General features: G+C 67.2%; 11 protein-coding genes. 4 read left to right on the top strand and 7 right to left on the bottom strand.

Annotated elements, in window-relative coordinates:
• Positions 1-95 precede the first annotated feature (95 nt).
• From ACO1BU_RS13005 to ACO1BU_RS12980, 6 genes are all read right to left on the bottom strand, one after another.
• Positions 96-1,808, bottom strand: a complete 1,713-nt coding sequence (locus ACO1BU_RS13005; RefSeq protein WP_424136378.1) for an MFS transporter — start codon at positions 1,806-1,808, stop codon at positions 96-98.
• 205 nt (positions 1,809-2,013) lie between these two features.
• Complete coding sequence (locus tag ACO1BU_RS13000) at positions 2,014-2,688, bottom strand: hypothetical protein (protein ID WP_424136377.1); 675 nt, start codon at positions 2,686-2,688, stop codon at positions 2,014-2,016.
• Positions 2,685-4,085, bottom strand: a complete 1,401-nt coding sequence (locus tag ACO1BU_RS12995; protein ID WP_424136376.1) for a TRAP transporter large permease — start codon at positions 4,083-4,085, stop codon at positions 2,685-2,687. The genes ACO1BU_RS13000 and ACO1BU_RS12995 overlap by 4 nt, the downstream gene beginning before the upstream one ends.
• Before the next feature lie 49 nt (positions 4,086-4,134).
• The gene (locus ACO1BU_RS12990; protein ID WP_424136375.1) at positions 4,135-4,809 is read right to left on the bottom strand and encodes a TRAP transporter small permease subunit; all 675 of its coding nucleotides are present in this window, start codon (positions 4,807-4,809) and stop codon (positions 4,135-4,137) included.
• Between the two features lie 54 nt (positions 4,810-4,863).
• Positions 4,864-6,000: a TRAP transporter substrate-binding protein gene (locus ACO1BU_RS12985; RefSeq protein WP_424136374.1), complete on the bottom strand. Its 1,137-nt coding sequence runs from the start codon at positions 5,998-6,000 to the stop codon at positions 4,864-4,866.
• Positions 6,001-6,094: 94 nt separating this feature from the next.
• The gene (locus ACO1BU_RS12980) at positions 6,095-6,868 is read right to left on the bottom strand and encodes a ferredoxin--NADP reductase (RefSeq protein WP_424136415.1); all 774 of its coding nucleotides are present in this window, start codon (positions 6,866-6,868) and stop codon (positions 6,095-6,097) included.
• Positions 6,869-6,983: 115 nt separating this feature from the next.
• Between ACO1BU_RS12980 and ACO1BU_RS12975 the strand changes: the two genes are divergently transcribed.
• From ACO1BU_RS12975 to ACO1BU_RS12965, 3 genes are all read left to right on the top strand, one after another.
• Positions 6,984-7,745, top strand: a complete 762-nt coding sequence (locus ACO1BU_RS12975) for a GNAT family N-acetyltransferase (protein WP_424136373.1) — start codon at positions 6,984-6,986, stop codon at positions 7,743-7,745.
• A gap of 81 nt (positions 7,746-7,826) precedes the next feature.
• Entirely contained in the window at positions 7,827-9,854 is a 2,028-nt protein-coding gene (locus tag ACO1BU_RS12970; protein WP_424136372.1) for a M3 family metallopeptidase, read from the top strand.
• Positions 9,851-10,798 carry an MYG1 family protein gene (locus ACO1BU_RS12965; protein ID WP_424136371.1) on the top strand — a complete coding sequence of 316 codons (948 nt, stop codon included), beginning with the start codon at positions 9,851-9,853 and terminating at the stop codon, positions 10,796-10,798. Before ACO1BU_RS12970 ends, ACO1BU_RS12965 begins: the two co-directional genes overlap by 4 nt.
• Before the next feature lie 119 nt (positions 10,799-10,917).
• Here ACO1BU_RS12965 and ACO1BU_RS12960 read toward each other — a convergent pair whose 3' ends face one another.
• A complete protein-coding gene (locus ACO1BU_RS12960; RefSeq protein ID WP_424136370.1) occupies positions 10,918-12,183 on the bottom strand; it encodes a Zn-dependent hydrolase in 1,266 nt (421 codons plus the stop codon).
• 182 nt (positions 12,184-12,365) lie between these two features.
• Between ACO1BU_RS12960 and ACO1BU_RS12955 the strand changes: the two genes are divergently transcribed.
• Entirely contained in the window at positions 12,366-13,958 is a 1,593-nt protein-coding gene (locus tag ACO1BU_RS12955; RefSeq protein WP_424136369.1) for an ABC transporter substrate-binding protein, read from the top strand.
• Positions 13,959-13,995: the final 37 nt, after the last annotated feature.

The raw sequence follows: 13,995 nt of genomic DNA, 5'->3' as shown, positions 1-13,995 counted from the left end.
GGGCGGCCGGGCTGGCGCAAGGGGCAAGCCACAGGCGGCAAACAAAAGGGGCGCCGGGGGATCCCCCGGCGCCCCTCTCTGTCATGCGCGGCGGCTCAGGCCCGCACGTTCGTTCCCGATTCCTCGGCCGCGAAGATGTCGCGGTTCTTGGTCTCGGGGATGAAGATGGCGCCGATCACCACCGTCGCCAGCGCAATCACGATCGGGTACCAGAGGCCGTAATAGATGTCGCCGGTCTGGGCCACCATGGCCAGCGAGGTCGCCGGCAGCAGCCCGCCGAACCACCCATTGCCGATATGGTAGGGCAGCGACATGGAGGTGTAGCGGATCCGCGTCGGGAACAGCTCCACCAGCGCCGCCGCGATCGGCCCGTAGACCATGGTCACGTAGATCACGAGCAGGGTCAGCACGCCGATGATGACGGCGGTCTGCTCCCGGAAGATGTCGAAGGGTCCGGCCATCTTCACCACCGTCGGGTTGGACGCCGCCGGATAGCCCGCCGCCGTCAGCGCCGCGGAGAGCTGCTGCGCGAAGGTGGGATCGGACGCCTTGATCACCGTGCCATTCGCCCCGATCCGGACCGAGGTCTCGGTATCCGGCGTGCCCGGCGGTAGCGCCTCCTCCTTATAGGTGACCGAAGCGCGGGCGAGCGCGGCCTTGGCGATGTCGCAGGGCTGGGTGAAGCGCGCCGTACCCACCGGGTTGAACTGGAAGGAGCAGCTATCGGGATTGGTCAGCACCTGCACCGGGATGGTCTGGTGCGCCTGGTACAGTGCCGGGTTGGCCTCAGCAGCCAGGATCTTGAACAGCGGGAAATAGGTCAGCGCCGCCAGCAGGCAGCCGCCAAGGATGATCGGCTTGCGCCCGATCTTGTCCGACAGCCAGCCGAAGACCACGAAGAAGATCGAGCCGAGGAGGAGAGCCCAGGCGATCAGCAGGTTGGAGGTGGGTCCGTCCACCTTCAGAATCGAGTTGATGAAGAACAAGGCGTAGAACTGGCCGGTGTACCAGACCACCGCCTGGCCCATGGTCAGGCCGAGCAGCGCCAGGATCGCCCATTTCGCATTCTTCCACTGGCCGAAGGCCTCGGAGAGCGGCGCCTTGGAGCCCGTGCCCTCGGACTTCATCTTCTGGAAAGCCGGGCTCTCATTCAGCGTGGAGCGGATCCACACGGAAATGCCGAGCAGGACAATGGAAACCAGGAAGGGAATGCGCCAGCCCCAGGCGGCGAAGTCGGCCTCACCGATCGCGGTGCGGGTACCCAGGATGACGAGCAGGGACAGGAACAGGCCGGCGGTCGCGGTGATCTGGATGAAGGAGGTGTAGAAGCCGCGGCGGCCGTTTGGCGCATGCTCCGCCACATAGGTCGCGGCGCCGCCATACTCACCGCCCAGCGCCAGGCCCTGAAGGCAGCGCAGCACGATCAGCAGGATGGGCGCGAGGATGCCGATGCTGTCCGACCCGGGCAGGATACCAACGAGGAAGGTCGAGGCACCCATGATCAGGATCGTGACGAGGAAGGTGTATTTTCGCCCGACAAGGTCGCCGATCCGGCCGAAGACGAGGGCGCCGAAGGGACGCACCAGGAAGCCCGCAGCGAAGGTCAGCAGCGCGAAGATGTTGCGCGTGCCCTCGGGATACTGGCTGAAGAAATGGGTGCCGATCAGGCCGGCCAGGCTGCCGTAAAGATAGAAGTCGTACCACTCGAAGACGGTGCCGAGGGAGGAGCCGATGATGACCTTCCTCTCCTCCCGGCTCATCCCGCGGGACCCGTCGGCCGCCACGGTGGTTGAATAAGCGGTGCTCATGCCTTGCTTGATCCTGCTTCCCCCCGGGACGCGACGTGCCCGGCCTTTAGCTGTTGCCGCGCCGCCGAGGCCGGCAGCACGGGAGCGGGCCGTCGCGCAGACCCGTCGGGGAAAGGCTAGAACAAGGTTGCAAGATGTCGCCAGTGTTAACCCTTAGGGAATCGCAATCTTCCGCCGCAATGTGCCGTGATGGCCGCAGGGCCGATCAGGCCAGGCGCGCTGCCACCGGACCGAGCACGCCGAAGCCGAGCGTGATTCGCCCTGCCGCATCGGCGAAAAGGGGCGGCGACAGGCCAGCCGCCACCAGCAGCGCTCCTGCGGGAAGGCCGCCCAGCCGACGCGCCGCCTCCGCCACCGGCGCCAGCGCCTTCTGCACCATGATGCGCTGCGTGCCGGCCATGACCGCTTCGGGGGGCGATTCGCAGGGCGGGCCCAGGATGATGAAGCCCAGCCCTCCCAGATCCGCCGCCTGCAGCGCCCTGCCTGACGGGCGCTGTGTGAAGCGGTGATCCGAGATATCGAGCGCGGCATGTAGTGAGGCGAGAGCGGGCGGGTCCTCCGCTCCCGGCACCAGCGCCTCGCGCAGCACGCCGACCAGTGCGGCCGTGACCACGGGGTGGCGCAGTGGTGGAAGGTTGGCGCCGTCGGGCAGCAGCCGTGCCTCGATCACCGGCCCCGCCACATCCCCAGCCACGCGCAGGCCGCAGGGCGCGATGGCCAGGGCATCGAGGGCCAGCAAGGCCACACGCTCGCCCTCCCGGCGCCCACGCGGCGCAATTTCAAGCGGCAGCGCCGCGAGCGGATTCCCGGTGGAGAGCGCTTCCGCGATCCAGCCGGCAGCGTGCTGCGCGCGCAGGCCGGGCCTCATCGTGGCGATCACTCGCGCAGCGTCTCCTCTTCGTTGAAGCCGCCGCTGGGCGGGGCTTCCATGGTCAGGGAAGGATCGGCCGTGACATCGCCGCCATAGAGTTTGTCGGGCAGCCAGGTCACCAGTTCCGGCACAAAATACATGAGCATCATGCTCATCACGACGATGTAGATGAAGGGCATGACGCCGGCGAAGATGTCCTCCAGCCGGACATACTTCGGCGCCACGCCCTTCAAGTAGAAGGTCGCCATCGCCACGGGCGGGGAGAGAAAGGAGGTCTGGAGGTTGAGGGCGATCATCACCCCGAAGAAGAGGGGGCTGATGCCGAAATCATCCAGCAGCGGCAGGAAGATCGGCACGAAGATCACGATGATCTCCGTCCATTCCAGCGGCCAGCCCAGCACGAAAATGATGGCCTGCGCCAGGATCATGAAGGTGAAGCTGTTCAGCGGCAGCGACTTCACGAATTCCTCGACCACCGACTGGCCGCCGAGATAACCGAAGACCGAGGAGAAGATATAGGAGCCGACGAACAGCCAGCACACCATCGCCGAGGTCCGGGCGGTGAGATAGACGCTCTGCCGCAGCTTCTCCCAGGTGAAGGCGCGGTAGACGATGGCCAGGATGATGGAGCCCAGGCTGCCCATGGCGGCGGCCTCGCTCGGTGTCGCCAACCCCATCAGAATGGCACCAAGCACCGAGGTGATCAGCAGCGCCAGCGGCACAAAGGAGGTGATGAGCGCCAGCAGGATCTGCCCGAAGGGAACATTGCGCTCCTCCGGCGGAAGGCGCGGCGCCACTTGCGGCTTCAGCATCGCCAGAATGATGACATAGACGATGTAGCCCATCGCCAGCATCGCGCCGGGAATGAAGGCCGCCGCATAGAGCTGCACGACCGAGACGCCCGCGGTCGCGCCATAGAGGATCAGCATGATCGAGGGCGGGATAAGGATGCCCAGGCATCCGCCCGCGCAGGTAACCCCCGCGGCGAGCCGGACATCGTATCCGGCTTTCAACATCGCGGGAAAGGCGAGCAGCCCCATCAGCGTCACCACCGCGCCGACGATGCCGGTGGCGGTGGCGAAAAGCGCACAGGTGGCAAGTGTCGCGACGGCGAGGCTGCCGGGGATGTTGCCCGATGCCATCTGCAGCGAGCGGAAAAGGCGATCGAGAATGTTCGCCCGCTCGATCACATAGCCCATGAGGACGAAGAGCGGCACGGAGATGAGCACGTCATTCGCCATCACGGCATAGGTGCGCTGCACCAGCAGGTCGAAAACACGATCCCCCATGCCGAGATAGCCGAAGAACAACCCCATCGCCATTAGGGTGAAGGCGATGGGAAATCCCAGCAGGATGAAGAACAGGAACAGCCCGAGCATGGTCAGGCCGAGGGCGGGATCGCTCATGGTCGGGCGTTGTCTCGTCCGGAAGAGGAAGGGGCGTCCTCGATTGGTGTCACCGGCCGTCCTGCTGGTCGCTGGCGCGCTCTCGCGGCACAGCCTCGGCGGGGGGGGCGACTGCGATATCGGCGCCGCGTGCCAGATCGGCCGCCAGCGCCTCGGCCCCGCGCGCCTCGGCCTGGGCCAGGATGATCTGGTCCAGCTCCTCCACATCCGAGAGGCGCTGTGGCCATTGCCCATCGCGGATGCAGTGGATGCAGCGCACGAATTCCGCCAATCCCTGCAGCAGCAGCAGGAAGCCGACCAGCGGGATGAGGAACTTGAAGGGCCATATCACCGGCCCCGTCGGGGAGAACATCGAACGCTCGTTCTGGGCGTAGCTCTCTCCAAAGAAGTGCCAGCCATAGATCATGAAAGCGAAGATCGCCGGGAAGAAGAAGAGCAGGTAGAGCAGCGCATCCAGCCGTGCCTGCCAGCGTGGCGCCATCATACGGTAGAGAAAGTCGCCGCGCACATGGCCGTTGCGGGACAGCGCATAGGCGCCGGCCATCATGAACAGCGTGCCGTAGAGCATGTAGCTGACGTCGTAGCCCCAGGTCGTCGGCGCGCGGAAGGCGTAGCGCGCCACGACTTCATAGGTGACGACGAAGGTGAGGCCCAGAACACACCAGGCGAAGGCCTGGCCGACCATGGTCGAAAGCCGGTCGATCCCCAGCAGGATGCGCTGCATGACGCTCCTTGTGTTCCGTGGAAGGCCGGCGGGGCCGCGCCCCGCCGGCATGCCTCAGCGGTTGGCGAAGAAGTGGTTGTAGGAGACAACCTGGCTTGCCTCGTAGCGCAGGAAGAAATTGCCCACGCGCCGGCACCACTCCCGCTGGCTGTCGCAGACCTTCTTGAAGAAGGGCCCGTTATTCGGGTTGGAGTTGTCGCCCTCCAGCCGTTCGATCACCTTGTTCCAGGCGGCGAGCTGCGCATCCAGCACCGGGCGGGGCAGGGGGCGCGCCTGCACGCCCTGGCGCTGGGTCATCTCCAGCAGGTCCTTTGAATAGCGGTCCTGCAGCTTCCAGGACATGTCGGCCGAGGCCGCTTCTGCCCCGTAGCGGAGGATCGCCTGCAGCTCCTGCGGCAGCCCTTCGTATTTTTGCCGGTTGAACAGGATTTCGAAGCTTTCCACGCGCTGGTGGTAGCTCTGAATCATGTAGTTCTTGGCGACGTCGGGAAAGCCGAGCACGCGGTCGGAGGAGGGGTTGTTGAACTCCGCCCCGTCGATCACGCCGCGCTCCAGCGCCGGCACGATCTCGCCGCCCGGAAGAGACACCACCGCCGCGCCCATTTCCGCCAACAGGTCTGCAGCTAACCCGACGGTGCGGTATTTCAGGCCCCGGATCTGGTCCGCCCGCTCGATCGGCTGCTTGAACCAGCCGAAGGGCTGGGTGGGCATCGGCCCGGAGAGAAAGCCGATGGCGTTCATCTTCAGGACGTCGTGCAGCAGCTCCCTGTACAGGGCCTCACCGCCGCCATGGTAGAACCAGCCCAGCATCTGGTTGGCATCGCCGAACCAGGGCGGGGTGGTGCCGAACAGGGAAAAGGCCTTGTTCTTGCCGAACCAGTAGGCGGCGACCCCGTGTCCTCCGTCGAGCGTACCGGCATGCACCGCATCCAGCACCTGGAAGGCACCCACCACCGCGCCCGCCGCCAGCAGCTCCAGCCGCAGCCTGCCGCCGGCCATGCGGTTCACCCGTTCCACATAGTCCTGGGCGAATTCATGGAAGATGTCGCGCTGGGGCCAGGTGGACTGGAAGCGGAGCGTGGTGGTCTGGGCCCGGCTGACGCCCGGCGTGGCGAGTACGGCAGCCCCGGTTGCGCCGACCGCAGCGGCGCGCAGCAGGCCGCGACGGCCTGCCTTTCCTTTCTCGGACATGAAAACTTCCCTCGTGACGCGACTCTGCCGGCCGCGTTCACGAGGACTCTGCCCTGATTCCTAACTTGTGGGCAACAATTTCGTCATCGGAGAATTATTTTTCGACGAAGGCCTTCTCGATCACGTAATGCCCGGGTTCATGCTGGCTGCCCTCCTTCATGCCCAGGGCATCGAGCCGCGCGCGCGTATCCACCAGCATCTCCGGCGAGCCGCAAAGCATCACGCGGTCATGCTCCGGAGAGAGAGGGGGCAGGCCGGTATCGGAATAGAGCTTCCCGCTATCCATCAACTCCGTGATCCGGCCGCGGTTCGGAAACTCCTCGCGTGTAACGCTGGGGTAATAGACCAGCTTCTCCTGGACCATCTCGCCCAGGAACTCGTGCTGCATCAGCTCCTTGGTGATGTAGTCGCGATAGGCCAGTTCCTCGATCTGCCGCACCGTATGGGTCACGATCACCTTATCGAAGCGATCATAGGCCTCGGGCTCGCGGATCAGGGACATGAAAGGGGCAAGGCCGGTGCCGGTGGAGAGGAACCACAGGTTCTTGCCCGGCAGCAGGTTGTCCAGCAGCAGCGTGCCCACGGGCTTGCGGTTGATCAGCACCGTATCGCCGGGCTGGATGTTCTGCAGCCGGGAGGTCAGGGGGCCGTTCTGCACCTTGATGGAGAGGAACTCCAGCGTGTCCTCCCAAGGGGGCGAGGCAACGGAATAGGCCCGCATCAGCGGCTTGCCTTCCACCATCAGCCCGATCATCGCGAACTGCCCGGCGGCGAAGCGGAATCCCGGATCGCGCGTACAGCGGAAGGAGAAGAGCCGGTCGGTCCAGTGCCGGACCTCCAGCACCGTCTCGTTCAGGAAGGCTGACATAGCCGGACGCTTCGGGTCCGCGCTCGGATGGACAGGGGTGGGTTCGGTCGCCATGGCCGGACGGTATGGGGTCGGTGCGCGTCTTGTGCAATGCGGCACGGTTTGGTCAGGCACCTTGAGGCCGCTGCCGCGTCCCGGCAGCATCGCCGCCATGCCCGATTCCGCTCCCCTCGGTCCTCCTTTGGGCCCCGAAGTCGATCCAACCCCCCGGCCGCTGCCGGCCCGCATTCCCTTGCGCGGGGCCAGCCTGGATCTGGAGCCGCTGCACACCAGCCACGCAGCCGAGCTCTGGCAGGCCGCCCAGGCACCAGGGGCGGAGCCGGGCTGGGCCTATCTGGGCTATGGACCCTTCGCGGATGAGGCTGCGATGCGCCGTCATGTCGCCGCCTTCGCCGCCCAGCACGACCCGATCGCCTGGGCCATCCGCCCCCGCCGCACCGGTACGGTGGATGGCTGGCTGACCCTGATGGAGATCTTTCCCGCCGATTCAGCCATCGAAATCGGCAATATCTGGTTCTCCCCCCGGCTCCAGCGCAGCCGCGCCGCCACGGAAGCCATGTTCCTGCTGATGCGCTACGCGATGGATGATCTCGGCTATCGCCGCTTGGTCTGGAAATGCCACGCGATGAACCAGCCCTCCCGCGATGCGGCCGCGCGGCTGGGCTTCCGCTACGAGGGCACCTTGCGCGCCATCAAGGTGGTGAAGGGAAGGCTGCGGGACACCGCCCAATTTTCCATCCTGGCTGATGAATGGCCGGCCCGGCGCGACGCCATCGCCGCCTGGCTGGACGATGCCAATTGGACGGAGGACGGGCGGCCCAGGGCGCCGCTCGCCCGTGCGAACCACCCCCCGCTGCCCTGGGTGGCCGCTGGCTGAACACCCTGCCGCAGGGCGGCACCGGAGGCCCGGATCGCGCTTCGCCTTGACCCGGCCGCCCCTTCCGCTGCGTATGGGCCCATGAGCGAGACCAACCCTCTCCTGGCCCCCTGGACCACCCCGTTCGGCCTGCCGCCCTTCGATCGGATCCGGCCGGAACACTTCGTCCCGGCCTTCGAGGGCGCCATGGCCCTGCATCTCACGGAGATCGCAGGCATCGGAAACAACCCGGAGCCGCCGAGCTTCGCCAACACCATCGAGGCCCTGCAGCGCAGCGGCCGCGTGCTGACGCGGGTGAGCGAGGTCTTTTCGAACCTCGTCGTCAGCCTGGGCGGCCCGGCGCTGGAGGCTCTGGACCGGGAGATGTCGCCGCGCCTCGCCCAGCACGGCATGCGCGTCTCGCTGGATCCGGCGGTCTTCGCGCGGGTCGATGCCCTCTATCGCCAGCGGGAGAGCCTGGGGCTGGAGGAGGACCAGATGCGGCTGCTGGAGCGCACCCATCTCGGCTTCATCCGCTCCGGCGCGGCGCTGGACGAGGCGGCCAAGGCCCGCATGACCGCCATTTCCGAGCGCTTGGCCGTACTGCACACCGCCTTCGGCCAGAATGTCGTCCATGACGAGGCCGCCTGGCAGCTGCCCCTTACGGAGGCCGATCTCGATGGCCTTCCTGCCTTCCTGCGGGACGGCATGGCCAGCGCGGCGGCCGAGCGAGGCGTGCCCGGCTTCGTCGTCACCCTCTCCCGCTCCCTGATCGAGCCCTTCCTCACCTTCTCCACGCGGCGGGACCTGCGGGAGGTGGCCTTCAAGGCCTGGATCGCCCGCGGCACCCATCCCGGGGAGCACGACAACCGCCCCCTGATCCCCGAGATCCTCGCCCTGCGCAACGAGCGCGCGCAACTCCTGGGCTACAGGAACTTCGCCGAGTTCCGCCTGGCCGATTCCATGGCCGGAACGCAGGAGGCCGTGCAGAACCTGCTGGCCGAGGTCTGGGAACCCGCCAAGCGCAAGGCCGCCGCCGAGCGGGACCGCCTGCTGGCCGTGGCCCGCAAGGACGGCTTCGAGGGCCCGCTCGCCCCCTGGGACTGGCGCTTCTACGCCGAGAAGGTCCGCCAGGCCGATTACGATCTCGATGAGGCCGAGCTGAAGCCCTACTTCGTCTTCGAGAACATCCAGCAGGCCGCCTTCGACACGGCGACGAGGCTCTTCGGCATCACCTTTGCCGAGATCCCGCAGGCGCCCGTCTATCACCCGGATGTCCGCGCCTATGAGGTGCTGGACGCGGAGGGCCATGTCGGCGTCTTCCTGGCCGATCCCTATGCCCGCGCGGATAAGCGTTCCGGCGCCTGGATGAGCAGCTATCGCGACCAGGAGAGCATGGACACCCCGGTCTCGCCGGTCATCGTGAATAACAACAACTTCGCGAAGTCCGACCCCACGCTGCTGAGCTTCGACGACGCGGAAACCCTGTTCCACGAATTCGGCCATGGGCTGCACGGGCTGCTCAGCAAGGTGCGCTACCCCAGCCAGTCCGGCACCTCGGTTCGCCGCGACTTCGTGGAGCTGCCTTCCCAGATCTACGAGCACTGGATCGCCCTGCCCGAGACCCTGCGCCGCTACGCCCGCCACCACGCCACCGGCGCCCCGGTGCCCGACGAGCTGATTGCCCGCCTGCTTTCGGCGCGGGGCTTCAACCAGGGCTTCGCCACGGTCGAGTACACGGCATCCGCCCTGATCGACATGGCGCTGCACAGCCACCCGGCGCCGGGGACGATCGATATCGACCGCTTCGAGGCCGAGTACCTCGCCTCGATCGGCATGCCCGCGGAAATCGGCATCCGCCACCGCCCCGCCCATTTCCAGCATCTCTTCGCCGGTGGCGGCTATGCGGCCGGCTACTACTCCTACCTTTGGGCGGAAGTGCTCGATGCCGACGGCTTCGAGGCCTTCACCGAAGTGCAGAACCCCTTTGACCCTGTCGTGGCCGCCCGGCTGCGCACCCTGCTCAGCGCCGGAGACACGCGCGATCCCATGCAACTCTATATCGACTTTCGCGGCCGCGCCCCCAGCACGGCCGCCCTGCTCCGCAGCCGGGACCTAGTGGCCCAGTGAACGCCTCCACCGGCCCCGTCCTTGCCACCCATAGCGGCAAGTTCCACTGCGACGAAGTCTTCGCCTATGCCGTCCTGCGCCTGGCGCTGGGCCTGCGCGAGCCGGGTGCCGACCACACCCTGCTGCGCACGCGAAAGCCCGATCTGATCGCGAGTGCCAATATCGTCTGGGATGTCGGCACCCAATACGACCCGGCGACCCAGCGCTTCGACCACCACCAGCGCGGCGCGCCGCTGCGCCAGGATGGCACGCCCTTTTCCTCGGCCGGGCTGGTCTGGCAGGTCTATGGCGAGCGCGCGGTTGCCGCGTTGCTTCCGCCCGAGGCTGCGGGCTTCGCCCTCGCCATCGCCACGGAGTTGGACACCAAGCTGGTCCGGCGGATTGACGAGCTGGACAACGGCGTCTCGGTCACCGGCCCGATGATTGATGACAATCTCAGCCTCGCCGCCCTGGTTGGCGACTTCAACCCGCCCTGGGATGACCCTGCCTCGACCGGCCCCACCGCGGGCGATGCCGCTTTCCTACAGGCAACCACCTTCGTGGAAGGCGTCCTGCGCCGCCGGGTGGAGGGGTTGCGCGCGCGCCACGCCGCCGAGGCCTTCGTCCTGGCCGCACACCGCGCCGGGGAAGACCCACGCATCCTCGTGCTGGACCGCGGCATGCCCTGGAAGAGCACGGTCTTCGCCCATGACCTGCCCGTGCTCTTCACCGTCAGCCCGGCCTCCAACGGCAACTGGATGCTGGACACCATGCCGCCCGAGCCCGGCTCCTTCGCCCAGCGCCTGCCGCTGCCGGAGGCCTGGGCGGGGCTGCAGGAGGAGGATCTGGCCCGGGAAAGCGGGGTGCCGGACGCTGTTTTCGTGCATCTGCGCCGCTTCGTCGGCGCAGCGCGGACGAAGGAAGGGGCGGTGGCCATGGCGAAGAAGGCGATGGGCGCCGGCTGACGGAACCAGGGGGAAGAACGAATTCTTCCCCCTGGACCCCCCATCATCTTTTTCTTCGCATTTGGGGTGCGCCGGTGACGCCGGCGCACCAGCGCAGGGGGATGTCTTCCCCCGGCTTTTCAGGCCTCCGCCACCTCTACCGCCCAGTGCAGCATCACAGCCGCCGCCTGCGCGAAGTCCTCCATCCGCATTGCTTCATCCGGATTGTGGCTCCCGTTCTGGTTCCGTACGAAGAGCATGCCGGAGGGGATGCCCGCCGCCGCGAAGTTCCCCGCGTCATGTCCGCCGCCGGAAGACATGCGCTTGCAGGGCACGCCCAGCGCCTCCGCCGCGCGCAGCAGGCCCTGTTGCACGCCGGGGTCCATGGGCGTGGGGCGGATGCTGTTCTGGTCATCCAGCCGCACCGTCACGCCGCGCTTGCGCCCCACTTCCTCGATCGCCGCATCCAGCACGGCATACATATGGTCGATCGCTGACTGCTCGGGGCTGCGGATATCCAGCTGGAAGTTCACTTCCCCAGGGATGACCGCCATGCCCGCCCGCTCGCCGGTGGAGAGGGTGCAGAAGGTGCAGACCAGCGGCACGCCCTCCGCGTCCAGCCGCTCCCACTCGGCATCCAGCCGCATCGCGAGTTCGGCCGCGGCCATCACCGCGTCACGCCGAAAGGCGCGGGGCGTAGCGCCGGAATGGTTGTACTCCCCGATCACCCGTCCGGCGCGCACGCGGCGGTTGCCCGGCAGGCCGGTGACAATGCCCACGGGGATCCTCTCCCGGTCCAGAACCGGCCCCTGCTCGATATGGATCTCCAGATAGGCGGCCACTTCGTCCGGTCGCAGGGCGGGCTTGCCGGCGCGCACCGCCTCCGGATCGAAGCCCAACGCGGCCATGTGCTCGGCAAGGGTCAGGCCACTATCCGGCCGCCGCTTTTCCAGGAATTCGGGCGGCAGGGTGCCCAGCGCGCCGCGACTGCCCGGATAACCCGGAAACCAGGCACCGCCCTCCTCCGCCCGGATCGCCATGACCGTCAGGTCGCGCCCGGGCGCGAATCCGGCCCGCCGCAGCCCCGCCAGCGTGGCCAACCCGGCCAGAACCCCGGCGGCACCGTCGTAATTCCCGCCCTGCGGCACGCTGTCCAGGTGGCTGCCCAGGATTACCCGGGGCAGGCTGCGGTCCCGCCCCGGCAAGGTCAGGTAGAGATTGCCGGCATGGTCCGTGCGGCTCTCCAGCCCCAGCGCCTTCCCCTCCGCCCGCAGCAGCGCATGGGCCATTTCCTCGCCGGGACCATAGGCTTCGCGCGTCACGCCCACGCCGTCGAAGCTGCGCTCCCGCAGCGTGTCGAATAGCCGGGTGGCCAGGGCCATGTCTGGCGCGAGGTTCGGTAGCATCGGTGCATCTCCGGCGGCGGGCCGGCACAGTTGCGGGCTGGCGCATGGCTGGCAATCCGGCCCGGCGCCATGGCACGGGCTTTGCGAAGCCGGGGCCGCAATTGACGGTTGGAATGCACGGGTCCATGGCCCGGGCCACACTCCGGCGTTCCGGCCATCCCCGAGATCAGGAATACCCGCATATGAATATCACGCGTCGCACGGCCCTCGGACTAACCCTTGGTGGCCTGGCCGGCACGGTGGCGGCCCCGCGGCTCTCGCTTGCCCAGTCCGATCGCGTGCTGCGCTTCGTCCCGCAGGCCGACCTCACCAACTTCGACCCTGTGATGACCACGCAGCAGGTGGTGCGCAATGCCAGCCTTCTCGTTTGGGACCAGCTTTACGGCATCGACAGCAAGTTCGAGCCGCAGCCGCAGATGGCCGAGGGGCATGAGGTCTCCTCCGACGGGCTGACCTGGACCATCCGCCTGCGGCCCGGCCTGAAGTTCCATGACGGCGAGCCGGTCCTGGCCAAGGATGCCGTTGCTTCCATCAAGCGCTGGATGCCGCGGGATGTCATGGGCATGCGGCTGCGCGCGGTGCTGAATGAGATCAGCACGGTGGACGACCGCAACTTCCGCATCCAGCTGAAGCAGCCCTTCCCGAAGCTGCTTTTCGCCTTTGCGAAGAGCACGACCCTGCTGCTCTGCATCATGCCGGAGCGCATCGCGAGCACGGACAGCTTCAAGGCCATCACCGAATATGTCGGCTCCGGGCCGATGGTGTTCAAGCGCGACGAGTGGGTGGCCGGCGCGCGGGCCGTCTTCCAGCGCTTCGATGGCTATGCGCCGCGCGACGGCGCCAATGATTGGCTGGCCGGCGGCAAGCGCATGAATTTCGACCGCATCGAATGGGTGACCATGTCCGATGCCGGTACGGCCGCCGCCGCGCTGCAGGCCGGCGAGATCGACTGGTGGGAGCAGCCGGTCAACGACCTGGTTCCGCTGCTGAAGCGGAACCGGCAGATCAAGATCGACGTTGCCGACCCGCTGGGCAATGTCGGCCTCCTGAAGCTGAACCACCTGCACGCCCCCTTCAACGATGCGCGCGCCCGCCAGGCGCTGCAGCTCCTGGTGAACCAGGAGGACTACATGCAGGCGGTCACGGGGGATGATTCCCTCTGGAAGCGCATGCCGAGCTTCTTCACCCCCGGCACTCCCTTCTACACCGAGATGGGCGGTGAGCGCCTGAAGGGCCCGCGCCGCGTGGATGAGGCGAAGAAGCTGCTCGAGGCGGCTGGCTACAAGGGCGAAACCATTATCCTGCCGGTCGCCACCGACGTGCCCCATGTGAAGAACCAGGGCGAGGTGACGGCGGACATGCTGAGGCGCGCCGGGGTGAATGTGGACATGCTGGCCATGGATTGGGGCACGCAATCCACGCGCACGATCAACAAGGGCGCCCCCACGCAGGGCGGCTGGCACCTGAGCCACACCTGGGTGGCGGGCGCGGAATGCGTGACGCCCGCCGGGCACAAGGCGCTGGATGCGGGCGGCGGCAGCTCGCTCTCGGGCTGGGCGAAATCGGACGAGGTACAGGGCGCGATCAGCGAGTGGTTCACTCTGACCGACGCCACGGCCGCCAAGGCCTCCATGGACAAGATCAACAAGATGTCCATGGACTTCGTTACGGTGATCCCGACCGGCTTCTTCGTTGGCAACACCGCCTGGCGGAGCAATGTCTCCGGCATCGCGAAGTCGCCCTACCCGCAGTTCTGGGGCGTCTCGAAGGGCTGAAGCAGCCGGGGGGCTTACGCTCCCCGTCTTCTTTAGG

Origin of the sequence: Roseomonas chloroacetimidivorans (genome assembly GCF_049629625.1) — a bacterium.
In the GTDB taxonomy this organism is placed as follows: domain Bacteria; phylum Pseudomonadota; class Alphaproteobacteria; order Acetobacterales; family Acetobacteraceae; genus Roseomonas; species Roseomonas chloroacetimidivorans.
Note: the sequence above shows the minus strand (reverse complement) of the source record. Positions and strands in the feature narration are given on the sequence as shown.